General features: G+C 61.0%; 22 protein-coding genes and 1 tRNA gene. 17 read left to right on the top strand and 6 right to left on the bottom strand.

Annotation, left to right across the window (positions count from 1 at the left end; translation table 11 throughout):
- The first annotated feature begins 12 nt into the window (after positions 1-12).
- The 4 genes from VWZ87_RS07760 (at position 13) to VWZ87_RS07745 (ending at position 2,423) form a co-directional block, all read left to right on the top strand.
- Positions 13-486, top strand: a complete 474-nt coding sequence (locus tag VWZ87_RS07760) for an Lrp/AsnC family transcriptional regulator (RefSeq protein ID WP_416536269.1) — start codon at positions 13-15, stop codon at positions 484-486.
- 69 nt (positions 487-555) lie between these two features.
- Positions 556-1,188, top strand: coding sequence for a tetratricopeptide repeat protein (locus VWZ87_RS07755; RefSeq protein WP_416536268.1), 633 nt, complete (start codon positions 556-558; stop codon positions 1,186-1,188).
- A 144-nt stretch (positions 1,189-1,332) separates the two neighbouring features.
- A tRNA-Leu gene (locus tag VWZ87_RS07750) sits at positions 1,333-1,418 on the top strand.
- Between the two features lie 30 nt (positions 1,419-1,448).
- Positions 1,449-2,423: a glycosyltransferase family 2 protein gene (locus VWZ87_RS07745; protein WP_416536267.1), complete on the top strand. Its 975-nt coding sequence runs from the start codon at positions 1,449-1,451 to the stop codon at positions 2,421-2,423.
- 133 nt (positions 2,424-2,556) lie between these two features.
- Here the strand turns inward: VWZ87_RS07745 and VWZ87_RS07740 are convergent, their stop codons facing one another.
- Positions 2,557-5,085 (bottom strand): ATP-binding protein, encoded by a 2,529-nt coding sequence (locus tag VWZ87_RS07740; protein ID WP_416536266.1) that lies wholly within the window; start codon positions 5,083-5,085, stop codon positions 2,557-2,559.
- 453 nt (positions 5,086-5,538) lie between these two features.
- Between VWZ87_RS07740 and VWZ87_RS07735 the strand changes: the two genes are divergently transcribed.
- On the top strand, positions 5,539-6,906 hold the full coding sequence (locus VWZ87_RS07735; RefSeq protein ID WP_416536265.1) for a methyl-accepting chemotaxis protein: 1,368 nt from the start codon (positions 5,539-5,541) through the stop codon (positions 6,904-6,906).
- Positions 6,907-7,244: 338 nt separating this feature from the next.
- Positions 7,245-7,427, top strand: coding sequence for a hypothetical protein (locus VWZ87_RS07730; protein WP_340546300.1), 183 nt, complete (start codon positions 7,245-7,247; stop codon positions 7,425-7,427).
- A gap of 30 nt (positions 7,428-7,457) precedes the next feature.
- Here the strand turns inward: VWZ87_RS07730 and VWZ87_RS07725 are convergent, their stop codons facing one another.
- Positions 7,458-8,216 carry an alpha/beta fold hydrolase gene (locus VWZ87_RS07725; protein ID WP_416536311.1) on the bottom strand — a complete coding sequence of 253 codons (759 nt, stop codon included), beginning with the start codon at positions 8,214-8,216 and terminating at the stop codon, positions 7,458-7,460.
- A 144-nt stretch (positions 8,217-8,360) separates the two neighbouring features.
- On the opposite strand from VWZ87_RS07725, the gene VWZ87_RS07720 reads away from it, so the two are divergent.
- The 4 genes from VWZ87_RS07720 to VWZ87_RS07705 all read left to right on the top strand — a co-directional run bounded on the left by VWZ87_RS07720 (position 8,361) and on the right by VWZ87_RS07705 (position 10,510).
- The gene (locus tag VWZ87_RS07720; RefSeq protein ID WP_340545249.1) at positions 8,361-8,726 is read left to right on the top strand and encodes a hypothetical protein; all 366 of its coding nucleotides are present in this window, start codon (positions 8,361-8,363) and stop codon (positions 8,724-8,726) included.
- A gap of 66 nt (positions 8,727-8,792) precedes the next feature.
- Positions 8,793-9,380: a TetR/AcrR family transcriptional regulator gene (locus VWZ87_RS07715; protein ID WP_416536264.1), complete on the top strand. Its 588-nt coding sequence runs from the start codon at positions 8,793-8,795 to the stop codon at positions 9,378-9,380.
- 91 nt (positions 9,381-9,471) lie between these two features.
- The gene (locus tag VWZ87_RS07710; RefSeq protein WP_416536263.1) at positions 9,472-10,149 is read left to right on the top strand and encodes a PspA/IM30 family protein; all 678 of its coding nucleotides are present in this window, start codon (positions 9,472-9,474) and stop codon (positions 10,147-10,149) included.
- Positions 10,150-10,225: 76 nt separating this feature from the next.
- A complete protein-coding gene (locus VWZ87_RS07705) occupies positions 10,226-10,510 on the top strand; it encodes a hypothetical protein (protein WP_260101729.1) in 285 nt (94 codons plus the stop codon).
- An 81-nt stretch (positions 10,511-10,591) separates the two neighbouring features.
- On the opposite strand, the gene glyA is transcribed toward VWZ87_RS07705, so the two are convergent.
- On the bottom strand, positions 10,592-11,890 hold the full coding sequence (gene glyA / locus VWZ87_RS07700) for a serine hydroxymethyltransferase (RefSeq protein ID WP_340545252.1): 1,299 nt from the start codon (positions 11,888-11,890) through the stop codon (positions 10,592-10,594).
- Positions 11,891-12,059: 169 nt separating this feature from the next.
- Between glyA and VWZ87_RS07695 the strand changes: the two genes are divergently transcribed.
- The gene (locus VWZ87_RS07695) at positions 12,060-12,821 is read left to right on the top strand and encodes an NAD kinase (RefSeq protein WP_340545253.1); all 762 of its coding nucleotides are present in this window, start codon (positions 12,060-12,062) and stop codon (positions 12,819-12,821) included.
- A gap of 428 nt (positions 12,822-13,249) precedes the next feature.
- On the opposite strand, the gene VWZ87_RS07690 is transcribed toward VWZ87_RS07695, so the two are convergent.
- Both VWZ87_RS07690 and prpE read right to left on the bottom strand, forming a co-directional pair.
- Positions 13,250-14,677: an amidase family protein gene (locus VWZ87_RS07690; RefSeq protein ID WP_416536262.1), complete on the bottom strand. Its 1,428-nt coding sequence runs from the start codon at positions 14,675-14,677 to the stop codon at positions 13,250-13,252.
- A gap of 128 nt (positions 14,678-14,805) precedes the next feature.
- Positions 14,806-16,695 carry a propionate-CoA ligase PrpE gene (prpE, locus tag VWZ87_RS07685; protein ID WP_416536261.1) on the bottom strand — a complete coding sequence of 630 codons (1,890 nt, stop codon included), beginning with the start codon at positions 16,693-16,695 and terminating at the stop codon, positions 14,806-14,808.
- Between the two features lie 40 nt (positions 16,696-16,735).
- Between prpE and VWZ87_RS07680 the strand changes: the two genes are divergently transcribed.
- The gene (locus VWZ87_RS07680; RefSeq protein WP_416536259.1) at positions 16,736-16,915 is read left to right on the top strand and encodes a hypothetical protein; all 180 of its coding nucleotides are present in this window, start codon (positions 16,736-16,738) and stop codon (positions 16,913-16,915) included.
- An 85-nt stretch (positions 16,916-17,000) separates the two neighbouring features.
- Here VWZ87_RS07680 and VWZ87_RS07675 read toward each other — a convergent pair whose 3' ends face one another.
- A complete protein-coding gene (locus VWZ87_RS07675; protein WP_340545257.1) occupies positions 17,001-19,289 on the bottom strand; it encodes an NADP-dependent malic enzyme in 2,289 nt (762 codons plus the stop codon).
- Between the two features lie 152 nt (positions 19,290-19,441).
- Here VWZ87_RS07675 and VWZ87_RS07670 point away from each other — a divergent pair, with 152 nt between their 5' ends.
- The 5 genes from VWZ87_RS07670 to upp all read left to right on the top strand — a co-directional run bounded on the left by VWZ87_RS07670 (position 19,442) and on the right by upp (position 24,405).
- Positions 19,442-20,539, top strand: coding sequence for a cupin domain-containing protein (locus VWZ87_RS07670; RefSeq protein WP_416536257.1), 1,098 nt, complete (start codon positions 19,442-19,444; stop codon positions 20,537-20,539).
- A gap of 153 nt (positions 20,540-20,692) precedes the next feature.
- The gene (locus tag VWZ87_RS07665; RefSeq protein ID WP_340545259.1) at positions 20,693-21,085 is read left to right on the top strand and encodes a cytidine deaminase; all 393 of its coding nucleotides are present in this window, start codon (positions 20,693-20,695) and stop codon (positions 21,083-21,085) included.
- Between the two features lie 3 nt (positions 21,086-21,088).
- A complete protein-coding gene (locus tag VWZ87_RS07660) occupies positions 21,089-22,399 on the top strand; it encodes a thymidine phosphorylase (protein ID WP_416536255.1) in 1,311 nt (436 codons plus the stop codon).
- Positions 22,399-23,616 (top strand): phosphopentomutase, encoded by a 1,218-nt coding sequence (locus VWZ87_RS07655; protein ID WP_416536253.1) that lies wholly within the window; start codon positions 22,399-22,401, stop codon positions 23,614-23,616. The genes VWZ87_RS07660 and VWZ87_RS07655 overlap by 1 nt, the downstream gene beginning before the upstream one ends.
- A gap of 156 nt (positions 23,617-23,772) precedes the next feature.
- A complete protein-coding gene (gene upp, locus VWZ87_RS07650; protein WP_014874324.1) occupies positions 23,773-24,405 on the top strand; it encodes a uracil phosphoribosyltransferase in 633 nt (210 codons plus the stop codon).
- The last annotated feature ends 189 nt before the right edge of the window (positions 24,406-24,594 follow it).

Below are 24,594 nucleotides of genomic sequence, written 5' to 3'. Positions count from 1 at the left end.
GATCTCAGGACAATGCAAATAGACTTTCCGGGCATGGATCGGTTCGATCAGGCGATTCTGGAGGCGCTTGGAGAGGATGGCCGCATGTCCATCGCGGATCTGGCGCGGCGGATCGGCCTGTCCAAAACGCCGACACAGGCGCGGCTGCGGCGGTTAGAGACCGAGGGCTTCATTACAGGCTATCGGGCGCTGATCGATCCGATCCGGCTGGGCCTGGATCACGTCGCCTTTGTCGAGGTGAAGCTGACCGATACCCGAGAGGAGGCGCTGGCGAAATTCAATGCGGCGCTGGCGCGGGTGCCCGAGATCGAACAGGCCCATCTGATGGCCTCGCATTTCGACTATCTGCTAAAGGTGCGGACGCGGTCGATGTCGGCTTATCGTGCGGTGCTCGGCGAGAAGATTTCGGCGCTGCCGCATGTCGCGTCGACCTCCACCTATGTCGCCATGCAGGCAGTAATCGAGGATAGCGCGCTGCTGCCGTGACCCCCCAAGTCGTGACATCCACGCGAAATCGTGACTTGTCCGGCGATCACTTTGCGGCAGAATAGGGGGATGCGACAGTCTTGGATTGCCCCATTTCTAGCTCTTGGCCTCGCGGCCGCTGCACCCTTTGCTCTGGCCGAGGGGGCGGGCCAGGCGAGAGAAGCCGAGGCGGCCGGGGCCTGTCCTGCCGCACCGGATCACCGTAATGCGGTCGAAGGGCTGATCCGCCGCGTGCAGGCGGCAAGCGATGAGATGACGGCGCAGGCCATTTCCAACCAGTTCTGGCAATATTGGGCAGATGCACCCAATGCTCAGGCGCAGGCGCTGCTGGATCGGGGGATGACCCGGCGCTCGGCCTTTGACTTTCTCGGTGCACTGGAGGCATTTGACAGGTTGGTCGCCTACTGCCCGGATTACGCCGAGGGCTACAATCAGCGCGCTTTTGTCCATTATCTGCGGCGGGATTTTGGCGCGGCGCTAACGGATCTGGATCGCGCAATCGCCCTGTCGCCGCGTCATGTTGCGGCGCTGAGTGGTCGGGCGCTGTCGCTTTACGGGTTGTCGCGCCTGACGGAGGCGCGCCAGGCGCTGGAGCAGGCGCTGGCGCTCAATCCTTGGCTGCCGGAGCGGCATCTGGTGGCGCCGGGTGGTCCATTGGCACCGGAAGGGGCAGGCCCGACGGCGCCTGAAGTGGACCTGTGATCTGTGGGCATTGAGACCCCTGTTTCGCATGACGCGGCGTCCGAAACACCGATGCGGGAAAAATTCCATGATCCGTGAGATATCCCATTGTGCCGCTGCGGCGTCCTCGCTAGGTCTGTGATTGCAACGGGCCAAGCCCGCTGTGCGGACGTGGTGGAATGGTAGACACCGGAGACTTAAAATCTCCTGGCCGTATGGCCGTGCGGGTTCGAGTCCCGCCGTCCGCACCAGTTTCCTCAGTTTGAGATCAGGAGCCTCCGTTGTCTTTTACGCTGGTTGCGACTGCCAAGAATGAAGGGCCCTCGATCCTGGAATGGGTCGCCTACCACAAGATGATCGGGTTTCAGAACATCATCATCTACCAGAACGACTCTGATGATTTTACAGATGAAATTCTGAAAACTCTGCGCGATCTCGGTGAAATTTCCTATTTCTACAATCGGGCTGAACGCGGGCGACATCAGGTCAAAGCCTACAAACGTGCCGCGCGCCAGCCGGAGTTCCGGGATGCGCGATGGGTCCTTGCGCTTGATCTTGACGAGTTTCTCGTCGTTCACACCGGCACGGGCACCGTCGGCGATCTCATTGATGCCGTGCCGGACTGCGACCAGATCATGGTGAACTGGAAGAAGTTTGGCAGCGCAGGCAGTGCAACCCTGTCGGAGCAGCTGGTGGTGGAGACCTTTTTGCTGGCCGAGGATGACGAACGGGTTGCTACGCATCTGACACCGTTCAAGACGATGTTTGATCCTGCTGCTCATGAGCGGTGCGGCATCCACAGGCCAAATGGCGCGAAGCTTCCCGATGATCAGATCAGAATTTGCAATGGATCCGGCCTGCCGAGCAGCGCCTACGAACATCGCAATTTCAGGGCTAAGGATCCCAGCCTGCGCGCGCTGGCCCAGATCAACCACTACATCACCAAGGATGCGGCGAGTTTTGTTCTGAAGTCGCACCGCGGCAGTGCCCATCAGGCGAACCGGCTGATTGATCGCAAATACTGGCTGCGCCGCAATCACAATGTTCAGGCCGACACACGGCTTGCGGCCAAGGCTGACAGAATCAGGGCGGGTATGGCTGCATTGGATGTGGCGTCGGGCGGGCGGTTGTTTGACCTGCGCAGCAAGGCCATCGCGCTGCATCGCGCCCGGTTTGAGGCGTTGATGAAAGAGGCCGCCTATCGCGAACTCTATGAGTTCTGTCTGGAAAATCAGATGCTGCCAACAGGCGGCTGACCGTTGAGGTCTCCCCTAGATCTGATCGTTTTGCGGCCCATTCGTCGGACGGATTATCAACCCCAAGGCCGCAGGAGGGCGTCGGCCGTGGTGTTGCGGAGTGGTTGGATGAGGGCGTAAGCCGAGGCTGGCGTCAGGAGTTGGTGCCGTCCTTGGTCTGATCCTGCGGTGCCGCGCGTTCGGCTTGAACGGCGGCGATGGTTTCCAGCAGCAGCGGCTTGCGGATCGGTTTTTGCAGAAAACGGTCCATCCCGGCATCCAGGCAGGCGCGGCGATCGCTGTCAAAAGCATTGGCCGTCAATGCGATGATCGCGGGCTGGGCCATGTCGCTGGCGCGGATCTGGCGGGTTGCAGTCAGGCCATCGACCTCGGGCATCGACATATCCATCAGGATGATGGCGGGTTGATGGTCGCGGCACATATCTACCGCTTCGTGTCCATTTTCGGCTTCGATCACCTTCAGCGGCGTGTCGGCCAGGAATTTCAGGATCAGCAGGCGGTTGGTGCGATTGTCATCAGCCAGCAGCAATACCCCCGGACCAAGCTGCGGCTGGGAGGTTTCCCGGCTGATCTGGGTCGGGGCGATGGGGGCCGTGCGGGCAGCTGAAAGGCGGATTTCCAAGCGGAAGCAGGCGCCGTTGCCGGCGCTGGATTGCAGGCTGATACCGCCGCCCATGCGCTGTGCGAGGATATTGGAGATGGTCAGCCCCAGACCGGTTCCGCCATAGTGGCGTGTGGTTGCGGCATCGGCCTGCGAAAACCGCTCAAATACGTGTTTGGCCTGATCTTCGGAGATGCCAATGCCGGTGTCCACCACGTCGATAAAAAGATGATAGGGATCCTTTGCTCCGCGACTGACGTGCAGGGCGACACTGCCATCGTGGGTGAATTTCACCGCATTGCTCAGCAGGTTGACCAGGATCTGGCGCAGCCGACCGTCATCACCATGGACCTGTTCGGGCAGGTCATGGGCAAAGCTCAGGGTAAAGGATAGCCCCTTTTCGCGCAGCTTCGGCCTGAGCACGTCGACGGCGCCGTCGACGCATTTGCGCAGGTTGAAATCGACCGTGCTGATTTCCATCTTTCCGGCCTCGAGCCGGGACAGATCCAGGATGTCGTTGATGATTTTCAACAGCGCGACTGAGGAATCACGGATGGTTTCGACACATTGCTCCTGTTCCTCCGACAGCGGGCTCTCAGCGAGGATGTCGGACATGCCGATGATCCCATTCATCGGCGTGCGGATCTCGTGGCTCATATTGGCGAGGAATTCGGTTTTTGCCTGATCGGCCTTTTCGGCGGATTGTTTGGCCTGGGTGAGCTGGGCGTTGCGATGGGTCAGCTGCTGGTTCGCGCGCTTCAACTCGTTGTTCAACTCAACATCGCGGGTGACATCCCATTCGACACCGATCATCCGGTTGCGCCCCCGTCGATCACGGAACGAACAGCCCATGGCCCGGATATTCTTATGAGTGCCATCTTTCAGCTCGATGCAGAAATCGACCGAGTGGTTGTTGCCATTGCGCAGCGCCTCCTGGAAGCCGCTAATAACGCGATCGCGATCCTTGGCGTGCAGAAACGATCGCCAGAGCGACAAAGGCACTTCACCGGCTTCGGCAGGGTCCCCGTAGAGTTCACGCATCCGGCGGTCCCAGAGGGCGTTGTCAGAAGTCTCGTCTATTTCCCAGATGCCGATTTTCGAGGTTTCAACAGCCATTTCGAGACGGCGCGAGAGCGCCTCCAGATCACGTTCGCGCCGTTTGAGTGTCTGGATCACCGAACGCCGCGCTGCGGACAGGCGACCGGCGAGCGCGGTTGGAAACAGAATGAAGGCGCCAGCCAGCAGAACGGTGAACCGCAGTTGCCACTGGTTGTCTGCATGGGCGGGCCAGCCACCTTTGGGCCGGGCAGCCAGCTGCCAGGTGCCTACGGGCAGGACAATGTCCATCAGGACCGGGTTGTCCTTCAGTATGCTCGGGTCACCGTAGAACTGCTCGCCCTCGGCGCCCCTGCCGTCTTTGCCGACCAGCGCCACGTCGATCATAAGATCCGGGTTGTTGAGCCCCCCTTGGGTATAGATGGCATCGACATCAATCACCGCCGAGAGAATGCCCCAGAATGATCTGGTCGCTTGCGGGCCCGCGAAGATCGGAAAGCGGGCGATCATACCGCGACCGCCCTGCAGCAGGTTGACCGGTCCGGCAAGGACAAGGTCGCCGCTGTCGCGTGCGCGGAGCGCCGCAGCACGCTGGGCTTCGTTCTTGCGGTAGTCCAAGCCAATTGCAGCCTCGTTACCCGCAATCGGATACATCAGGCGGATCACCAGATCCGGCGCCGCGGCGATGTTGCGCAGACTTGCTTCATCAGCAATCAGTTGTGACGCCAGCTCGGCAAAGCGCCGCTGCGTCATGTCGGGTTCGGTCGAGAGGACCGCCTGCAGCCCGCGCACCAGCTGGATATCGGCTGACAGGTTTCCCTCGATCCGGGCGCGGATCAGCCCCGCTTCATATTGTACATCCGCGCGCAGCTTCTGTTCATAGATTGTGTCATTCTGGGACTCGGCAGACAGCCCGGCCGCCACGATCACCACAAAGGCGACCAGGGTCGGAAGATAGGTCCGATTGTTCAGCGCCTGGATCCATGCTTTGGGCCGAAAACTCATGAAGGCTACACCGGTGGTTATCGTTTACTGCAATCTAGGGTCATTTCTGTCGCAAAACTGTTCAGCCAGTATTAACAATACTCGGTCTTTTCCGCTTTAGGCGATTTTTGTGAATTCAGGTCGCGCGCAAGATGCTCTGTATAGGGGCGTTCTGGGAGCGTATCCTTGATTAATATCAAATTGTGTTCATTTCCGGCTGGCGGTTCGTCAGAAGTCTCACCACCTTGGGTTGACGGTGCGGCAAGAGTGTTCCTTATGGCGTTAAAACTGGTCGTATGCTTCACTTGCGGGGCGTATATTAAGTAATTGGGATTGTTGCGCAAAATCATGCTTCGGGTTTGCTGGTCATCGGCTTTCGATCATGCTGGTATCGCTCCCTCGGGTTAATGTTTGAGCAATGTCTCTTGGGTATTGAATTTCTAGTGAACTTTCAATGTTAGGCCGAGGGTAACGATGTTTTTCAAGAGAGACGCAAAGAAGAAGTCGGCAGAGTCGACGATGCAGCAGTCGGTCATGGACATGATCGACCGGACGCAGGCGATGATCCAGTTTGAACCTGATGGGACCATCATTGAAGCCAATGCCAACTTCCTTGGCGCGATCGGCTACCCTCTTGAGGAAATCCAAGGCAAGCATCATTCGATGTTCGTGGACCCGGACTATGCCCGCAGCGAGTCCTATGCGGAGTTCTGGCGGGATCTTGCGGCTGGCAAGGCGTTTACGGATCAGTTTCCGCGCGTTGCCAAATCGGGCAAGACGATCTGGATCCAGGCCACCTACGCCCCTGTACTGGACAGCGAAGGCAAGACGATCCGTGTGATCAAGCTGGCCTCCGATATCACTGCTCGGCAGAACTGTGTTGAGGAAATCTCCAGAGCGCTGGAAGCGCTGAGCGACGGCGACCTCAGCTACCGTGTACCAACAAGTGATCTGCCGGATATGCGGGTGCTTTGCGATGCGTTCAACAAGGCGCAGGACACCTTGATGGGCGCGGTTGAAACGGTGAAAGCTGTGGCCGAGGCCGTCGGCAGCACCGCTTCTGAGATCAGCCAATCCTCCAGCGAATTGTCGCATCGCACCGAAACCCAGGCCGCAACCCTGGAAGAAACGGCAGCGGCGATTGAGGAGCTGACCTCGACCGTGCGCTCGGCCGCTGATGGTGCCCGCGAGGTCGAGGAAATTGTAAGCAACGCCCGCGTCACCGCCGAAGAAAGCGGTGAGGTGGTTAATAGTGCGGTCACGGCCATGTCGCAGATCGAGGAATCATCCGGCAAGATCTCCCAGATCATCTCGGTCATTGACGACATTGCGTTCCAGACCAACCTGCTTGCACTGAACGCCGGCGTTGAAGCCGCGAGAGCAGGCGAGGCAGGGCGCGGGTTTGCCGTTGTGGCCTCCGAAGTGCGGGCGCTGGCGCAGCGGTCCTCTGATGCGGCGGGCGAGATCAAGCAATTGATCACCGAAAGCTCGCAATATGTTGGCAATGGCGTGAAACTGGTGAGTCGGGCGGGGGAAGAGCTGCAAAAGATCATCGGCAGCGTCAGCACGATTTCCGGCCATGTCAGCCAGATCGCAACCGGCGCCGCCGAGCAATCGGTCACGCTGGTGGAAATCAACACGGGCGTCAGCCAGCTGGATCAGGTGACCCAGCACAATGCGGCGATGGTTGAGGAGGCGACGGCTGCCAGCCAGACCCTGTCCAACGACGCCAATGAGCTGACCCGCCAGATCTCCATCTTCAAGACCGGTTCGGGCGGGCAGAACATCGTGTCCTTCGCAAATGGTGGCGCTGGCGGCTATGGTGCGCGGGCTACCGGCTAGGGCCTGACATAAATGCGGCAGACCTGGGGTTGAGCTGGTCCGACCACTGCTGCGTCACAAGCGATGATATCTGGGGGCACGTCTGTACCAATGGCCCCCGGCAGGCCACCGTCGTACCGCGAGAGCAGGTGCGGCGGTTGTCCGTTTTGGATGTACGCAAGTTCCTGATCAGGCGCGTCCGGCCTGATCATCGTTTCGGCCTGCATCGAAACACAGATTTCCCGATCGGCCAAACCGTCATGGAGAACCTGATCAGGATCAAAGACGATCGAGCGGTCGCGATGGTCTAAGAGGGCAGTTCTAAATGACATCTGCCAACCATGACCGGAGTGACCGACATGATCCGCCTAGCGTCCATTCTCTATTCCCTGATCGGCAGCAGCCTTGCCGGCGCTGGTGTGATCGCGGTGCTGGTCGCCGGTCACGTTTCGGTGGCTGCCATCCTTATGGCGGCGGCCATCGGTGCTGTTGCTGGCCTGCCGGTGTCCTATCTCGTGGCGCGTCGTCTGTATCAGGGATGATTCCTGGTCGGTCTGGCGCGGTATCCCCGGTCAGGCGTCAAAGAACCCGCGGGCTGTGGCAACAAATGCGCGCGGGTTTTCTGCATGAAGCCAATGGCCGCAGTCCGGAAGCTTGGCGAAATGCGACTGGCTGAAGCGGGCTTTGATCAGAGGGCGGTGCTCGGCGAGGACATAGTCGGATGCAGCGCCGGAGAGAAACAGCGTGGTGCCGTCCCATTGCGCCTCGGTTTCGGGAAAGCCCATGATCTTGGGCATATCACGTTCCAGCGTGTCCAGGTTCAGCCGCCAGCGTTTGTTGGGCAGGTCAAGCGACTGAGTGAAGAAGCTCTGCAAAGCTTTTTCGACCCCCAGTTCTGCCAGCTGGGCCTCCGCATCGGAGCGCCGCTCAACCCGTGACAGATCGACCTGGCGCATGGCGTGGATGAACTGGATCTGACTACGGCCATAGGCGACCGGGGCGATGTCGGCGACCAGGAGACGGCGCAGCGCGTCAGGGTGATTGAGCGCGAGTGTCATCGCCGCCTTGCCGCCCATGGAGTGGCCGATCATATCGACCGGACCGCCGTGCTGCTCGATGACCTCGGCAAGGTCGCTGGCCAGATCGAGATAGCTGTGGCTCTCCGTCCAGGTGCTGTTGCCGTGGTTGCGCATATCGACGGCGATGACCTCGCGATCATCGCAGAGCCGCTTGGCAATCGCGCCCCAGTTGCGGGCGGATCCATAGAGTCCATGCGCGATCATCAAGGTGGGTTTATCAGTCGGGGCGCCATGGCGGATGGTGTTCAGCATGTCCCCGTGATAGCGCCCGATCACGGCGGTCGCCAGTCCCTTTGCGCGGGGGATTGCCCCAATCCTGACCAGAGCGGCCCAGCCATTGAGCGTCGGACCCGGCCCGGCTAAGGTGCGCGAAACTCCTCATACTTCGGGCAGCCCATGGCAGAGACACTTCTGAAAGAGATCGAACAGGTTCAGGATCTGCTGAAGGACCGTGAACAGGCGGGCGGGGATCTCTCTGCGGCGTTGAACCGGGCGCGGCGACGGCTGCCCCGACGGATTTACCAGCAGGGGCTGCGACTGGCAGAGGCACAGCATCTTCTGGCGCATCCGAAACTGGCGCTGACGGTGGATCACGAACCGCTGCAACGCGCGGCGCGCGAGGTGAGCAAACATCTGAAATCCATTGATCTGGCCGATCGGCGACGGGGGCGGATACTGGACATCGTTGCGACGATGGCATTTTCACTGATCGTTGTTGCGGTGCTGCTGGTGGTGGTGCTGCGCTGGCGGGGTTTTATCTGATTGCTCTTTTGTTTGCCTGCCTGAGGCGATAACTTGAACGTGGTTCAAGATTGAGGGGCAGAGCAGATGGCGAGCAAGGCCGAAATCCGCAAGCAAGAGTTGCGCGAAAAGCTGGTGGCAGCGGCCGAGATCCGCATTCGCCGCGACGGGGCAGGGGCGCTGCGGGCACGTGATCTGGCGACCGATGCAGGCTGTGCAGTTGGGGCCATCTACAACGCTTTCGACGACATGAATGCCATCGTGATGGCTGTCAACGGGCGGACTTTTCAGGCGCTGGGGCTGGCGGTGCAGCGATCGCTGGTTGGCGCGCAGACGCAGGCGCCAACGGACCGGCTGATCCTGATGAGCCACGCCTATCTGGGGTTTGCGGCTGAAAACACGCGGCTCTGGCGGGCCTTGTTCGATGTTCGGGCGGAGGAGGCCGAGGTGCCCGACTGGTACAGGGCGGCGCTGGAGAAACTATTTGCCAATATTGCCGCGCCTGTTGCCGAGATTTTTCCTGATAAGGCGCCTGAGGATCTGGCGCTCATGGTGCGGGCGCTGTTCTCGGCGGTGCATGGAATCGTGCTTCTGGGGCTGGAGAACCGGATCTCCGGGGTTCCGATCGCCAAGATCGAGCGGATGATTTCCGAGGTATTATCGCGACTTGCATGATCTCTTGAACGTTGTTCAAAATAAACCTTGAACAACGTTCAGGATTTTTCTATACCAGATTTATGAACGATGTTCAGATTTGGAGGATGTGATGTTTGCAACGATTAAGACCCTGATCCGAGGCATTGATGCACGTGCCGAGGAACGGTTGAGCGACACCTATGCGATTGACCTGATCGACCAGAAGATCCGCACCAGCGAAGCAGATCTGGCCCGTGCGAAGCAGGTTCTGGCCGGGTTGATCCAGAAATCCCGTATGGAAACCCGGCAGCTGGATGCGGTGACGCTGCGGATTGCGGATCTGTTGGAGCGGGCGCAGGCAGCGCTGAGAGAGGGGCGGGAGGATCTGGCCCAGACAGCTGCCGCCGCGATAGCCGAGCTGGAGAATGAACAGGCCATGCGCCGCCGTACCGTCGATATGCTGGAGCAGCGCGGCCTGCAATTGCGCCAGTCGGTCGAGGCCAGCCATCGTCGCCTCATGGATCTGAAACAGGGCGCCATCGCGGCCCGCGCCACCCGCAAGGCGCAACATGCGCATGGCGGCATGGCCCGCAGCGCCGGTTCCGGTGACACGCTGGGAGAGGTCGAAGCCCTGATCAATCGGGTGATGTCTGCCGAAGACCCCTTTGAACAGAGTGCGATCCTCAAAGACATCGAAACCGGGCTGAGCCATGGCTCGGTGGCCGACGATCTGGCTGATGCAGGGTTTGGGAAGCCGACCCGCAGTACTGCTGCCGATGTGCTGGCACGGCTGCACGCAAAAGCCTGACACAACACGTATAGGGCCGATGCGCCCGATATCTGATTGACCTTAACACCACCTATGACCAACCGGGAGAAATCCAATGACAAACACACGCAATGACAACAACCTGATCATCACTCTCAACGTGGCCGGTGTGGCCGTGGCTTACGGAATGCTGGGCATTTCGCTCTGGCTGTCGACCGATGTGCCGCTTGCGACCAAAGGGTTCTGGGGCATGGGGATCATGCTTCTGACGCTGAGCCTGATCAATGTTGTGAAATACCGTTTTGATATCCGGTCCAGCGAGGATCGCATCCGCCGTATCGAAGAGGCGCGCAATGAGAAGATGCTGGAGGAGGCTCTGGCAGAGACCAAATCGCTCTGATCCCAGTGGGCAGAGATCATGAATAGAAAACCGCCGCGCGCCATGGGCCCGCGGCGGTTGTTGTTTGTTTCCGCGAACGGATCAGTGGTTCGGGTAGAGCGGGAAGCGGGCGCAGAGGGCGGCCACTTTCTCGCGTACCGATGCCTCAACAGCGGCGTTGCCATCTTCACCATTGGCTGCCAGGCCGTCGACCACCTCGATGATAAGATCGGCAATCTCGCGGAACTCGGCTTCACCAAAACCACGGGTGGTGCCTGCCGGGGTACCGAGACGGATACCGGAGGTCACGGTCGGCTTCTCCGGGTCAAACGGAATGCCGTTCTTGTTGGTGGTGATATGGGCGCGGCCCAGAGCCTTGTCCACGATATTGCCGGTCACGCCTTTCGGGCGCAGGTCGACCAGCATCACATGGGTGTCGGTGCCGCCAGTGACGATGTCCAGACCGCCCTTGATCAGCTGATCGGCCAGCGCGACGGCATTGGCCCGCACCTGCTTCTGGTAGTCTTTGAACTCGGGGCGCAGAGCTTCACCGAATGCGACGGCCTTGGCGGCGATCACATGCATCAGCGGGCCACCCTGGATGCCGGGGAAGATCGCGGAGTTCACTTTCTTGGCGATATCGGCGTCATTGGTCAGGATCATGCCACCGCGCGGACCGCGCAGGGTCTTATGCGTGGTGGTGGTCGCAACATGGGCATGGGGGAAGGGCGAGGGGTGTTCACCCGCCGCAACCAGACCGGCGAAATGCGCCATGTCGACGTGCAGATAGGCGCCAACCTTGTCCGCGATCTCGCGGAAGCGGGCAAAGTCAATCACCCGCGGAATGGCGGAACCACCGGCGATGATCAGCTTGGGCTGATGCTCCAGCGCCAGCGCTTCGACCTGATCATAGTCGATCAGGTTGTTGTCTTCACGCACACCGTAGTGGATGGCGTTGAACCATTTGCCAGACTGGTTGGGACGCGCACCGTGAGTGAGGTGGCCACCAGAGGCGAGGTCCATCCCCAGGATGGTGTCGCCGGGCTGGATCAACGCCTGGAACACACCCTGGTTGGCCTGCGAACCGGAGTTGGGCTGAACGTTTGCAAATTCGCAGTTGAACAGCTGTTTTGCGCGGTCGATGGCAAGATTTTCTGCAACATCAACATATTGGCAGCCACCATAGTAGCGACGCCCCGGGTAGCCTTCGGCGTATTTGTTGGTCAGAACGGAGCCCTGAGCCTCCATCACGGCGGCGGAAACGATGTTCTCCGATGCAATCAACTCAATCTCGTCGCGCTGACGGCCGAGCTCATCCGTGATCGAGCCGAACAGCTCCGGGTCGCGCTCTGCGAGGGATTGGGTAAAAAAACCGGGGTCGCGGGAGGTGGTCTCGGTCATGATGACACTCCATCAGTTGGCGTAGTATTCGAGAGATTTCCTATCGGAAACACCTAGGCCCCGAAAGCCCGGAATGCGACGAAATCCCCGCTGAGAGCGGCAAGACTGGCAATCTTGGGAAAGCTGTGATTGTTTCGGAACGAATTGCGTAACACCGGAAACAGATTTGATGACAATGAGAATCGCCTTTCTGGCCAGCCGGGCTCCGGTGGCGCAGTCAGCTCAAGCCGAGATGGTCGCACGCTACGGAAACGTGCCCAAGGAAGAGGCGGATGTGATCGTTGCGCTTGGCGGCGATGGTTTCATGCTCGACACGCTGCACGACACGATTGATCTGTCGGCGCCGGTCTATGGCATGAACCGAGGTACTATCGGCTTTTTGATGAATGAATATGGCGTCGTTGACCTGATCGCGCGGCTGATGGCAGCCGAGGAAGAGATTATTAACCCGCTGTCCATGGTCGCACTGGATGCAGAAGGGCAGACGCATCGGGCTCTGGCTATCAATGAGGTTTCATTGCTGCGGGCCGGTCCGCAGGCAGCCAAGCTGAAGATCTCTGTTGATGATCGTCAGCGTATGGCGGAACTGGTCTGTGACGGGGCGCTTGTATCAACGCCAGCGGGGTCGACGGCCTATAATTATTCGGCGCATGGTCCCATTTTGCCCATCGGTTCGGATGTGCTGGCATTGACCGCAATCGCCGCCTTTCGTCCGCGCCGCTGGCGCGGTGCCTTGCTGCCCAGCAATGCAACAGTGCGGTTTGATGTGCTGGAACCTGAGAAACGGCCCGTGATTGCGGCCGCGGATTCCGTTTCTTTTGCCAATGTTGTGCAGGTTGAGATCGCAACCCAGACCAGAATCCGCCACAAGATCCTGTTCGACCCCGGCCATGGGCTGGAGGAACGGTTGATTTCGGAGCAATTCACCTAAGGTAGATGGCCATTGCCCGGGGTGGATCACGTGTTTGTGATCGCAAGGCTCGCGTTTTTGTGCGATAATCGAACTCTAGACAAGGCCGATGCCAGCGGTGACAGCCAAAGGGCATAGCGCTCTCAAGAAGAGAGGCGCAGGATCTACCGGGATGGCCATCGGCCCCTATATTTTAAGCAGCTAAGATTTTGCTTCAGCCGGACTGTGCGGGTATTGATCCGTACGCGTTTGGATCCGCGAAGGCGGGAAACGCCGGGGCGATGGTCCCGCAACCTTCGTGTGATGTTTGTGAACGAGTATCCGGTGGTATCGGAAAATCCGGGGGTCGGTGTGAGCCGAGTCCCGGGTTTCCTTATCCGCGAGCGTGTTGGTTTCCCGCGGTTCTTTTCGCGCACCCATAGTATGTATCCGACCATCTGCCAGCCGGGTTAGAGCTGCTCCCACAGTCTGTCACACATGCGCCCGATCCGATCCTCAATGGCGATACAGGCGTCCACTGCCATGTCCTCGCGCCAGCGCGATGCTGCGATCTGCACATTGATCGGCTGCGATCCTGAGGGCAATTTGGCAAGGCGGCTGGGAACCGAGGCCGCAGGCAGGCCGAGGAAGTTCATCGCATAGGAATAGACAGCACAGCCCAGCACCTCATGCACGCCTGCCGCCCCTTCGGTGTCGCGGTCGGGTTTGAAAAATGGCTGCGGCAGGAACGGGGTCAATACCAATGGGTAACGCTGCATGAAGAGCGACCAGTCACGCGCGTATTGCGTGCGTTTGGCCATCATCTGCAACAGCTCGACGCCGGCAAAGGGCGGGAATTCCTCAAAATAGACTGCAAAGATATCCCGCACCGTTTGCGACCCGGCTGCGTCAACATCGTCTTTCATCAGGGCATAGACCTCGCCCATCAACGCGCGGTACCCTGTGCGCCCGGCATCGAAGACATCGGGGAGCAGGGTTTCCTCGACGATATAGCCTGCATCCAGCAGGGCTGCGCGCGCGTCATCCAAGGCGGCCTCCACCTGCGGGTGGAGTTCGTAGCCGTAGGTCTCCTTGGAAAAGGCGACGCGGATTGGGCCTTCGGTGGCCTGACCGTGCCAGGGCATCGGCACGTGGAAGGGATCGCGAGGATCGGGCGCAATAAGGCTGGGCATCGACAGATGCAGATCCCGTGCCGTGCGGGTGATCAGCCCCTGTACGGACATATTCTGCGCCAGTATTCCACGCTCTGCGCTTTGGCTGGGGTTCCAGGCAGGCACGCGGCCAAGGCCGGGTTTGACGGTTACCGCGCCATTGGCAGCGGCGGGAAAACGTAAGGAGCCGCCGATGTCATTGCCATGGGCCAGCGCGCCGATCCCGGCCATCACCGCCGCACCGGCCCCGCCGGAGGAGCCGCCAGGCGAGATATGGCGCCCCCAGGGATTATGCGTGCGCCCAAAGAGCGGGTTGTCAGTGTCGGCGCGGAAGGAGAACTCAGGGGTGTTGGTGCGGCCAATCACGACGGCCCCTGCATCCTGGAGGTTCTTCACCACCGGCGCATCATCCGGCGCGATCAGGTCCTTCAGCGCGGTCACACCGTTGGAGGTGGCGTGGCCCTTCTGATCGACGTTGATCTTGATGGTGACCGGCACACCGTGCAGCGGACCGGACGTGGCACCCGCATTGCGCGCCTTGTCCAGCGCTCTGGCCCGCTCCAAGGCGTCACTGCTCAGATCCTCGACAACGGCATTCAGATCGGGATTGACCGCTGCCATGCGGTTGATGGAGGCGGCAACGGCGGCTTCGGCGGTTAGATCTCCCGCTCGGGTGTGCTGTGCCAGTTCCGTTGCGCTCAGGCGCCAGATGTCGATGTGTGTCATATACATGCCTCCTTCCCGGCAGGGTAGGCGGGCACGACCGAGTTGCAAGGAAAACCGCGCGGCACATCATACAAAGACAGGCTCCGCCGGGTGGCGAAGCCTGCGTTTGTCAGAAGCCTGCGCGAGTCTTACTTCGCGTATCCGAGAGTTTGCAGCGCTGTGGTGATCTCGTCCAGAATGGCCGGGTCATCGATGGTCGCGGGCATCTTCCACGGCGTGCCGTCGGCGATGTTCACCATCGTGCCGCGCAGGATCTTGCCGGAGCGGGTCTTGGGCAGGCGGTCCACGACGCAGGCCAGTTTGAAGGCGGCGACGGGGCCGATCTTCTCGCGCACCAGTTTCACCACCTGCGCGACTACCTCCTCATGGGGCGTGTTGCAGCCAGCATTGAGGCAGAGGAAACCCAATGGCATCTGCCCCTTGAGGCTGTCGGCGACGCCAATTACGGCGCATTCAGCGACATCCGGGTGGCCCGCCAGCACTTCCTCCATGCCGCCGGTGGACAGGCGGTGGCCCGCCACGTTGATCACGTCATCCGTGCGCGCCATGATGTAGAGATAGCCGTCCTCGTCCTTCATGCCGGCATCGCCGGTCTCATAGTAGCCGGGAAAGGTGGTGAGGTAGCTTTTCTTGAAGCGGTCCTCAGCATTCCAGAGCGTCGGCAGCGTGCCCGGCGGCAGCGGCAGCTTCACCGCGATCGCGCCCAGCTCGCCCGGCGCCACCGGGTTGCCGCCTTCGTCCAGAATATCGACTTCATAGCCCGGCATAGGCACGGCGGGGGAGCCGAGCTTGACCGGCAGTTCCTCGATCCCCAGCGGGTTCGCGGCAATCGACCAGCCGGTCTCTGTCTGCCACCAGTGGTCGATCACCGGCACCTTCAGCTGCTCCTGCGCCCAGGTGATGGTGTCGGGGTCCGCACGCTCGCCGGCGAGGTAGACCTGTTTGAGGCAGCCAAGGTCGTATTTCTTGACGAACTCGCCCTTCGGGTCCTCGCGTTTCACTGCCCTGAAAGCAGTCGGCGCGGTGAAGAAGCTCTTGACCTTATGCTCGGAAATCACCCGCCAGAAGGTGCCCGCATCGGGCGTGCCGACCGGTTTGCCCTCGAACACGATGGTGGTGTTGCCGTGGATCAGCGGCCCGTAGCAGATATAGCTGTGGCCCACGACCCAGCCCACATCGGACGCAGCCCAGAACACATCGCCGGGATCGACGTTGTAGATGTTCTTCATGGTCCAGTTCAGCGCCACCAGCTGGCCTGCGGTGTGGCGGATCACCCCCTTGGGCTGGCCGGTGGTGCCGGAGGTATAGAGGATATAGGAGGGGTGGTTGCCCTCAACCGGCACGCATTCGGCAGGTTCCACACCGTATTGGAAACCGTGCCAGTTCACGTCGCGGCCTTCGATCAGCTCGGCCACTTCCTGCTCGCGCTGGAAGATCACGCAGAAATCCGGCTTATGGCTGGCCAGGTCGATGGCGCCGTCCAGAAGTGGTTTGTAATGGACCGTCCGCCCCGGCTCCAACCCGCAGGAGGCGGCGATGATCGCCTTGGGCTTGGCATCATCGATCCGCACCGCCAGTTCGTTGGCGGCAAAGCCGCCGAACACCACCGAATGCACGGCACCGATGCGGGCGCAGGCCAGCATCGCCTCCAGCGCCTCGGGGATCATCGGCATGTAGATGATGACGCGGTCGCCTTTCCCCACGCCCTTGGCCCGCAGCGCCCCAGCCAGGGTGGCGACACGGTTGCGCAGCTCAACATAGGAGATTTCGCGCTTCGTCTGGGTGATGGGGCTGTCGTAGATGATTGCCGTCTGCTCTCCCCGGCCTGCTTCGACATGACGGTCGACAGCGTTGTAGCAGGTGTTCACCTTTGCATCGGCAAACCATTCGTAGAGCCCATCGCCCTTGTCGGTCAGGGCCTTGCTCGGCGCGCGATCCCAGCTGATCGACGCTGCGGCTTCCATCCAGAATTGTTCCGGATTGGACCTCCAGCCCTCATAGACCTCTGAATACGACATGCGGTTCCTCCTCACTCATCCTTGGAGGTGAGTTAGGCGCATGGATCGCCACCGGGCAAGCGTGCTGGGCGACGTCGCGTCAGATTGGCGCAAGAAATTTGCATTTTTTGCCGGTGTGGCGTTGCAAAGTTTTGCAAACAGGGTGCATTCGCGGAATTTACAGCAAGATGAAGCGCAGTTTGCAAAGTCTCTGCGCAAGCCTCAGAAGCCGGTCGTCTGAGGGAGGGTGGGGCAGGCACTCTGATTCGAGGCCACGTGCCTGCTCTGTTTGTGGCGCTGCGGGATCTGCGCCCCGCAGCCAGCCGTCAGCTGTAGTGGGCGACGGGCGTTCCGGCGATTGCCGCCATGTTCAGCAGCCCGCGGGCGGTGATCGAGGGGGAGACGATATGCGCGCGATTGCCCATGCCCATCAGGATCGGCCCGACCTCCAGCCCGCCGGCCCGCATCTTGAGGATGTTGCGCACACCGCTCGCGGCATCGGCATGGGCAAAGATCAGCACATTGGCCTCGCCCTCCAGTCGCGAATTCGGGAAGATCCGGCTCCGCAGCTCAGGATCCAGCGCAGTATCGATATTCATCTCGCCTTCGTAGATGAAATCGCGGGGCGTCCGGTCGAGGATGTCGATGGCGGCGCGCAGCCGTGCGCCGGAATCGCAGCTGGTATTGCCAAACTGCGATTGCGAACACAGGGCGATCTTTGGCTCCAGGCCAAAGCGGCGTACGTGGCGCGCGGCGCCCAGAACCGTCTGCGCAATCTGTTCCGGGGTTGGTTCGATCCGCACATGGGTATCACCGATGAACAGCGGCCCGTCCTCAAGGATCATCAGTGACAGCGCCCCATGGGGCTCATAGCTGCCACCGCCAAGCACCTGGTTCACGTAGTTCATATGCCAGCGATATTCGCCAAAGGTGCCGCAGATCATGCTGTCGGCCTCGCCCCGGTGGACCATGATTGCGCCGATTGCCGTGGTGTTGGTGCGCATGATCGCCTTGGCCAGATCCGGGGTCACGCCTTCGCGCTGCATCACGCGGTGGTAGCTGGTCCAGTAGTCGTAGTAACGCGGATCGTTCTCCGGGTTCACGATCTGGACGTCGGTGCCGGGGCGGATGCGCAGGCCCAGCCGTTCACAGCGGGTTTCGATCACCTCGGGCCGACCGATCAGGATCGGCGTTTCGGTGGTCTCTTCAAGGATGCCCTGAGCCGTGCGCAACACCCGCTCATCTTCGCCCTCGGTGAAAACGATGCGGCGCGATGCAGCCTTTGCCGCCTCAAAGACGGGTTTCATCAGCAGGGCGGATTTGAACACGGTCTGGTTCAATTTCGCGCGGTAGGCGACAAGATCATCAATCGGACGCTGGGCGACACCGCTGTCCATGGCGGCCTTGGCCACGGCGGAGGACACCACACCGACCAGACGCGGGTCAAACGGCTTGGGGATGAGGTAGTCGGCGCCAAAGGTCAGCTGTTCGCCCTGATAGGCGGCTGCCGCCTCGGCCGAGGTGGTCATCCGGGCCATTTCGGCGATACCCTCGACACAGGCGATCTGCATGGCGTCGTTGATCTCTGTCGCGCCCACATCCAGCGCCCCACGGAAGATGAAGGGGAAGCAGAGGACGTTATTGACCTGATTGGGAAAGTCGCTGCGGCCGGTGGCGATGATGGCGTTGGGGGAGACGCTGCGCGCCACATCCGGCAGGATCTCGGGGTTGGGGTTGGCCAGGGCAAAAATGATCGGACGATCCGTCATCTTTGCCACCATCTCCGGTTTCAGTACATTCGGGCCGGACAGGCCGAGGAAGAGGTCCGCGCCCTCGATCACCTGATCCAGCGTGCGCAGGTCGGTTTTCTGTGCAAAGGCGGACTTATGCGGATTCATATCCTCGGTGCGGCCTTCATAGACCAGCCCGTGCAGGTCGCAGAGCCAGATATTCTCACGCTTCACGCCCAGTTTCACCAGCATGTTGAGGCAGGCAATCCCCGCCGCGCCACCACCGGTGGAGACAATCTTGATGTCTTCGAATGTCTTACCCGCGACGTGCAGTGCGTTTTTGGCAGCTGCGCCCACGACGATTGCGGTGCCGTGCTGGTCATCGTGGAAGACCGGGATATTCATCCGCTCGCGACAGATCTTTTCCACGATAAAGCAGTCGGGGGCCTTGATATCCTCAAGATTGATCGCCCCAAAGGTCGGCTCCAGCGCGCAGACGATATCGGCCAGCTTCTCCGGATCGCTTTCGTTTACTTCGATATCGAAACAGTCGATACTGGCGAATTTCTTGAACAGGACGGCCTTGCCTTCCATCACCGGTTTCGAAGCCAGCGCGCCGATGTTTCCAAGGCCGAGGACCGCTGTCCCATTGGTCACAACCGCGACCAGATTGCCGCGCGACGTGTATTTCGCCGCGTCCGCAGGATCGGATTTGATTTCGATGCAGGCCTCTGCCACGCCCGGCGAATAAGCCCGCGCCAGATCGCGGCCATTGGCCATCGGCTTGGTTGCGCGGATCTCCAGCTTACCGGGGTTGGGATAGGCGTGATAGTGCAGCGCGGCGTCGCGCAGGGTTTGGGTGTCGGACTTTGGATTTTTGGTCATCAGGCGCTCCAGAGACTATAGTTTAGTGTTAAACGACTTTTGACGTCAGGGAAACAGACTATTCTCGTTGGGTGTTTGGGGGCTTTCGCAAGAGCTTGCGCCCGAGCGCGCTTGGTCTCACTGTGTGGCAAAAGACCAAAAGGGAGCGAAGAATGGCGGATACGATTGCGGAGCTGCGGCTGCCGACGCAGGAGCTTCGGGACGACATCCCGTTTTACACCAAAACCCTCGGGATGAAGCTGGACTCGATCTATCCGGCAGATGATCCGGCTATCGGGGTGTTTTCGGGCCATGGGCTGCGGCTGCGGATCGAGCGCGGCGCCGCTGAATCACCCGGCACCATTCGCATCCTGACTGATGATCCCGATGGGTTTGCCGGTGGTGCCCGTAGGCTGACCGCTCCCAATGGCACCCAGATTGAGATTGAAGAGCGCAACCCACCACTGGTGATGCCGGAAACGGTGCACAGCTTCGTGGTCCGCCGCCTCAAGGATCAGGCGCCCTGGATCATCGGCCGCGCAGGCATGCACTACCGCGACCTGGTGCCGGACCGGCTGGGCGGCTCGATCATCGCCAGCCACATCCGCATTCCCGACGGCGGCCCGGTGCCGGATATGGTGCATTTCCACAAGGTGGGCTTTCAGCTGATCTTCTGTATCCACGGCTGGGTTGATGTCGTCTATGAGGATCAGGGAGACAAGATGCGGCTGACCGCCGGTGATTGTTTCATCCAGCCGCCGGAGATCCGCCACCGGGTGCTGGAGGCCAGCGACAATGTGCAGGTGATCGAGATCGGCGTCCCGGCCGAGCATGTGACCGAGATCGACCACGAGATGACCCTGCCGACGCCGCACTACCGTCCCGAACGGGAATGGCAGGGCCAGCGGTTTGTTTACAACAAGGCAGAAGGCGCCGAATGGATGCCGTTCCGCCTGCCGGGCTACATCTGCCGCGACACGACGATTGCCGAGAACACCAAGGGCGTCGCAGGCGTACAGGTGGTGCGCCGCGGAGAAGGCGCGCCGCAGTGGGCCGCGCATGACACCGATATCCATTTTACATTTGTGATGAACGGCACGGTCACGCTGGAGGGCGAGGGCCGCGAGCCTTATCAATTGGAACAGGGCGATGCCTTCGTCATTCCGCCGGGGATGAAAACCCGCCTCAGCGCGCCGTCGGATGATGTGGAACTGCTGGAGGTGACGCTTCCGGGTGTGTTCAACACCAGCTTGGCAGAGCCAACGGTCTGACCGCAGATCCTGGGTGGATCATCAGGCAATAGCGGTATTGGCCGGAGGATGTGATATTGTGGTTCAGCTTGGTCGAGGGGGCTTTCGCTCCTTCGGCAAATTCAGCTATCGTCTCAAATTCTGACCAGTTGATCAAAAAATCAGGGAATCGCCATGAGCCTCAAAGATGCTGCCACCGCCGTTCGTGAAAACGCACACGCGCCTTATTCCAACTTCAAGGTCGGTGCGGCGATCCGGGCAGCATCCGGGACGGTCTATGTTGGCTGCAATGTGGAAAACGTTGCCTACCCAGAAGGCACCTGCGCAGAAGCCGGTGCCATCGCCGCAATGGTTGCCGCAGGCGAGACGAAGCTTGAGGCGGCATATGTGATTGCCGATTGCCCGGCGCCAATCCCGCCCTGCGGCGGCTGCCGTCAGAAGCTAGCGGAGTTTGGCGCGCCCGAGGTGAAGGTGACGCTTGCCACCACAGATGGGCTGGAGCGTGAAACCACGATTGGCGATCTGCTGCCCGGTGCCTTTGGCGCGGACCATATGGAACGGAGCTGAGCCATGGACGCACGCGCGATCATCGCCAGCCTGCGCCGGGGAGAGACACCCGGCGATGAAGACCTGCGCTGGTTTGCCGAAGGATTGGCCAATGGGGCTGTCTCGGATGCGCAGGCGGGTGCGTTTGCCATGGCGGTTTGTCTGCAGGGGCTTGGCGTCGATCCGCGGCGGGCCTTGACGCTGGCAATGCGTGATAGCGGTGACGTGCTGCGCTGGGATCTGGATGGGCCGGTGCTGGACAAACACTCTACCGGTGGGGTCGGCGATTGCGTGTCGCTGCTGCTGGCACCCGCGCTGGCGGAATGCGGTGCCTATGTGCCGATGATCTCCGGTCGGGGTCTGGGCCATACCGGCGGGACGCTCGACAAAATGGAAGCCATTCAGGGCGTCAGCACCCAAGTGTCCGAACAGGGGCTGCGCAGCATGATGCAAAGCGTAGGCTGCGCCATCGTGGGGGCGACCGCAGAGATCGCCCCGGCGGACAAGCGGCTATATGCGATCCGTGATGTCACCGCCACGGTGGATAGTCTGGACCTGATCACCGCCTCAATCCTGTCAAAGAAACTGGCGGCCAGCACCGATGCGCTGGTTCTGGATGTGAAAATCGGCTCCGGTGCCTTTATGAAAACGCTGGAGGAGGCCGAGGCGCTGGCCCGTAGTCTCACTGAGACGGCGAATGCGGCCGGTTGTAGGACCTCGGCGCTGATCACTGATATGAACCAGCCTTTGGCGCCCGCGCTGGGCAACGCGTTGGAGGTGGCGGAGGTCATGCGGGTGCTGACCGGTATCTGCGGTCAGACGGGCGCCTTGGCGGAGCTGACGGCGGAGCTGGGAGGTGTCTTGTTGGCACATGGCGGATTGGCGGCGCAGAGCGATGCCGGGGCGGATATGATCCGCAAGGCCATTGCCAGCGGGGCGGTTGCCGAACGTTTTGCCCGAATGGTCGCCGCGATGGGCGGCCCGACCGATTTCGCGGACCACTGGCAGACAATTCTGCCGACGGCTCCGGTGGTACGCCCCATCACCGCAGATCGGGCGGGCCATGTTCACGCCATCAATGGCGAGGCGCTCGGCCTTGCGGTCGTGCGGCTGGGCGGCGGGCGGATGATCGAAAGCGACGTGGTCGACCCCTCCGTCGGACTGGCGGAGCTGGCGCCGCTTGGACGCACGCTTTCAGTCGGCGACCTGATTGGTGTGATCCATGCCGCTGATGAAGACGCCGCTGATGCAGCCGAGGCCAGCCTGCGCGCAGCCTATCAGCTGTCTGATAGCGCGCCTGAGCGGCTGCCGCTGATCTACAAGAGGGTTTCCTAGTGGCGCGTGCGTTTCTGGTGGTGATGGATTCCGTCGGTATCGGTGGTGCGCCAGATGCTGGTCAGTATTTCAATGGTGATCTGCCGGACATTGGCGCCAATACGCTGGCCCATATCGCCCAGGCCTGTGCTGCGGGCCGCGCAGAGGAGGGGCGCAGCGGTCCGCTGCAGGTGCCAAATCTGGACCGCCTCGGATTGGGGGCTGCCGTGGCGCAGGCCTCGGCGGTGCCTTGCCCTGATCTGGGTGGGGCGGAGATTGTCGGGCGCTGGGGTGTCGCCCGCGAGATCAGCCGGGGCAAGGATACCCCCTCTGGTCATTGGGAACTGGCGGGCCTGCCGGTGCCTTGGAATTGGTGCTATTTCCCGGATCAGACACCCGCGTTTCCGGATGATCTGGTGGCCCATGTCTGCGCGGCGGCCGGAACCGAGGCTCTACTTGGCAATTGCCATGCCTCGGGTACTGCGATCATTGCCGAACATGGCGCCGCGCATATGCAGTCGGGGCAGCCCATCTGTTATACCTCTGCCGATAGTGTCTTCCAGATTGCCGCCCATGAGGAGAGCTTTGGTCTTGGCCGGTTGTTGGCGCTCTGCGAGGCGGTGGCCCCCTATCTGCACGCGATGAAGGTGGGGCGGGTGATTGCGCGGCCCTTTGTCGGGACGCCCGAGACCGGATTTCAGCGCACCACAAACCGGCGTGACTACGCCATCATGCCGCCTGAGCCGATCCTGACCAATTGGGTGCAGGATGCCGGTCGACCAGTGCACGCCATCGGCAAAATTGGTGATATTTTCTCGATGCAGGGGATTGATACGCTGAAGAAAGGCGATGACGCGAGGCTGATGCGGCATTTGCAGGCGGCTGTGGCTGAGGCCGAGGACGGCAGCCTGACCTTTGCCAATTTTGTCGAGTTTGACAGCCTCTACGGGCATCGTCGCGATATCTCGGGCTATGCGCGAGCGCTGGAATGGTTTGACCAAGAGATCGGCAAGCTGCTGCCGCAGCTGCGGGATGGCGATCTGCTGATCCTGACGGCCGATCATGGCAACGATCCGAGCTGGCCCGGCACCGATCACACCCGTGAACAGGTGCCGGTGCTGATGGCCGGCGCGGGGGCCGGACCGCTGGGCAATCTGGCATTCGCGGACGTGGCAGCGACCGTGGCGGACCATCTGAAAATCCCTGCTCAGGGGCCTGGCCGGTCGGTGCTGACCTGATTGAAGCGGGCGGATGAGATGGCGTCCTCGGCAGCGTCTGCGCGCTGAACGGCGCCCGAATTTGGAGCGGTTGGAGACGATCGCCGACAAATCCACCTTGCCTGTCCCACAGTGCAGGCACTAAGAGAGATTGAATTTTCCTGAAAGGAGCGCCCAATGTCCGATCATCTGACCGTTGTCGACCACCCGCTGGTGCAGCACAAGCTCACCCTGATGCGCGACAAGGGCACCTCTACCGCCGGTTTCCGCCGCCTGCTGCGCGAGATTACCCAGCTGTTGGCCTATGAGATCACCCGCGAGATGCCGCTGACCACCACCACCATCGACACTCCGATGGAGGAAATGGAGGCACCCATCCTTGCGGGTAAGAAACTGGCGCTGGTGTCGATCCTGCGGGCGGGCAACGGGATGCTGGACGGCGTGCTGGAACTGATCCCCTCGGCACGGGTCGGCTTTGTCGGTCTCTACCGGGATGAGGAAACCCTGCAGCCAGTGCAATATTACTTCAAGGCACCCGAGGGGCTGAAGGACCGGTTGGTCATTGCGGTAGATCCGATGCTGGCAACCGGCAACAGTTCGGCCGCGGCCATCGACCTGCTGAAAGAGGCCGGAGCAAATGACATCCGTTTCCTCTGCCTGCTGGCCTCGCCCGAGGGGGTAGAGCTGATGAAGGAGAAGCATCCGGATGTGCCGATCGTGACGGCGTCGTTGGACCGGCAGCTGAACGAGAAGGGGTATATCCTGCCCGGGCTCGGCGATGCGGGTGATCGGATGTTCGGCACCAAATAAGCCTGCGGCCCGCGTGCAGTTCTTGGGGCGGCATGGACACAAGGCACGGCCATCAAGGCAAGGGCGTCTGGCAACAGGCGCCTTTTCCATGTCCGTCGGGTGACACACCCGGGTGCGGGGAGGGTAAGGGTCGCGATGTCTCTGGGATCTTTCGTTAAATCGGGGAAACCCTGCTTTACTCAGATTCGC

The organism is Phaeobacter sp. JH20_37 (genome assembly GCF_048056015.1).
GTDB lineage: Bacteria > Pseudomonadota > Alphaproteobacteria > Rhodobacterales > Rhodobacteraceae > Phaeobacter > Phaeobacter bryozoorum.
The sequence above is the reverse complement of the archived record's forward strand: the minus strand, read 5'-3'. Positions and strand labels throughout refer to the sequence as shown.

What these genes read in the sequence shown, in the direction of transcription:
- upp (WP_014874324.1), top strand. Translation starts at nt 23,773, where the DNA reads ATGTCCGATCATCTGACCGTTGTCGACCACCCGCTGGTGCAGCACAAG.
- prpE (WP_416536261.1), bottom strand. Translation starts at nt 16,695, where the DNA reads ATGTCGTATTCAGAGGTCTATGAGGGCTGGAGGTCCAATCCGGAACAA.
- VWZ87_RS07705 (WP_260101729.1), top strand. Translation starts at nt 10,226, where the DNA reads ATGACAAACACACGCAATGACAACAACCTGATCATCACTCTCAACGTG.
- VWZ87_RS07675 (WP_340545257.1), bottom strand. Translation starts at nt 19,289, where the DNA reads ATGACCAAAAATCCAAAGTCCGACACCCAAACCCTGCGCGACGCCGCG.
- VWZ87_RS07690 (WP_416536262.1), bottom strand. Translation starts at nt 14,677, where the DNA reads ATGACACACATCGACATCTGGCGCCTGAGCGCAACGGAACTGGCACAG.
- VWZ87_RS07715 (WP_416536264.1), top strand. Translation starts at nt 8,793, where the DNA reads ATGGCGAGCAAGGCCGAAATCCGCAAGCAAGAGTTGCGCGAAAAGCTG.
- VWZ87_RS07665 (WP_340545259.1), top strand. Translation starts at nt 20,693, where the DNA reads ATGAGCCTCAAAGATGCTGCCACCGCCGTTCGTGAAAACGCACACGCG.
- VWZ87_RS07725 (WP_416536311.1), bottom strand. Translation starts at nt 8,216, where the DNA reads ATGCTGAACACCATCCGCCATGGCGCCCCGACTGATAAACCCACCTTG.
- VWZ87_RS07735 (WP_416536265.1), top strand. Translation starts at nt 5,539, where the DNA reads ATGTTTTTCAAGAGAGACGCAAAGAAGAAGTCGGCAGAGTCGACGATG.
- glyA (WP_340545252.1), bottom strand. Translation starts at nt 11,890, where the DNA reads ATGACCGAGACCACCTCCCGCGACCCCGGTTTTTTTACCCAATCCCTC.
- VWZ87_RS07720 (WP_340545249.1), top strand. Translation starts at nt 8,361, where the DNA reads ATGGCAGAGACACTTCTGAAAGAGATCGAACAGGTTCAGGATCTGCTG.
- VWZ87_RS07755 (WP_416536268.1), top strand. Translation starts at nt 556, where the DNA reads ATGCGACAGTCTTGGATTGCCCCATTTCTAGCTCTTGGCCTCGCGGCC.
- VWZ87_RS07695 (WP_340545253.1), top strand. Translation starts at nt 12,060, where the DNA reads ATGACAATGAGAATCGCCTTTCTGGCCAGCCGGGCTCCGGTGGCGCAG.
- VWZ87_RS07680 (WP_416536259.1), top strand. Translation starts at nt 16,736, where the DNA reads ATGGATCGCCACCGGGCAAGCGTGCTGGGCGACGTCGCGTCAGATTGG.
- VWZ87_RS07670 (WP_416536257.1), top strand. Translation starts at nt 19,442, where the DNA reads ATGGCGGATACGATTGCGGAGCTGCGGCTGCCGACGCAGGAGCTTCGG.
- VWZ87_RS07710 (WP_416536263.1), top strand. Translation starts at nt 9,472, where the DNA reads ATGTTTGCAACGATTAAGACCCTGATCCGAGGCATTGATGCACGTGCC.
- VWZ87_RS07660 (WP_416536255.1), top strand. Translation starts at nt 21,089, where the DNA reads ATGGACGCACGCGCGATCATCGCCAGCCTGCGCCGGGGAGAGACACCC.
- VWZ87_RS07740 (WP_416536266.1), bottom strand. Translation starts at nt 5,085, where the DNA reads ATGAGTTTTCGGCCCAAAGCATGGATCCAGGCGCTGAACAATCGGACC.
- VWZ87_RS07760 (WP_416536269.1), top strand. Translation starts at nt 13, where the DNA reads ATGCAAATAGACTTTCCGGGCATGGATCGGTTCGATCAGGCGATTCTG.
- VWZ87_RS07730 (WP_340546300.1), top strand. Translation starts at nt 7,245, where the DNA reads ATGATCCGCCTAGCGTCCATTCTCTATTCCCTGATCGGCAGCAGCCTT.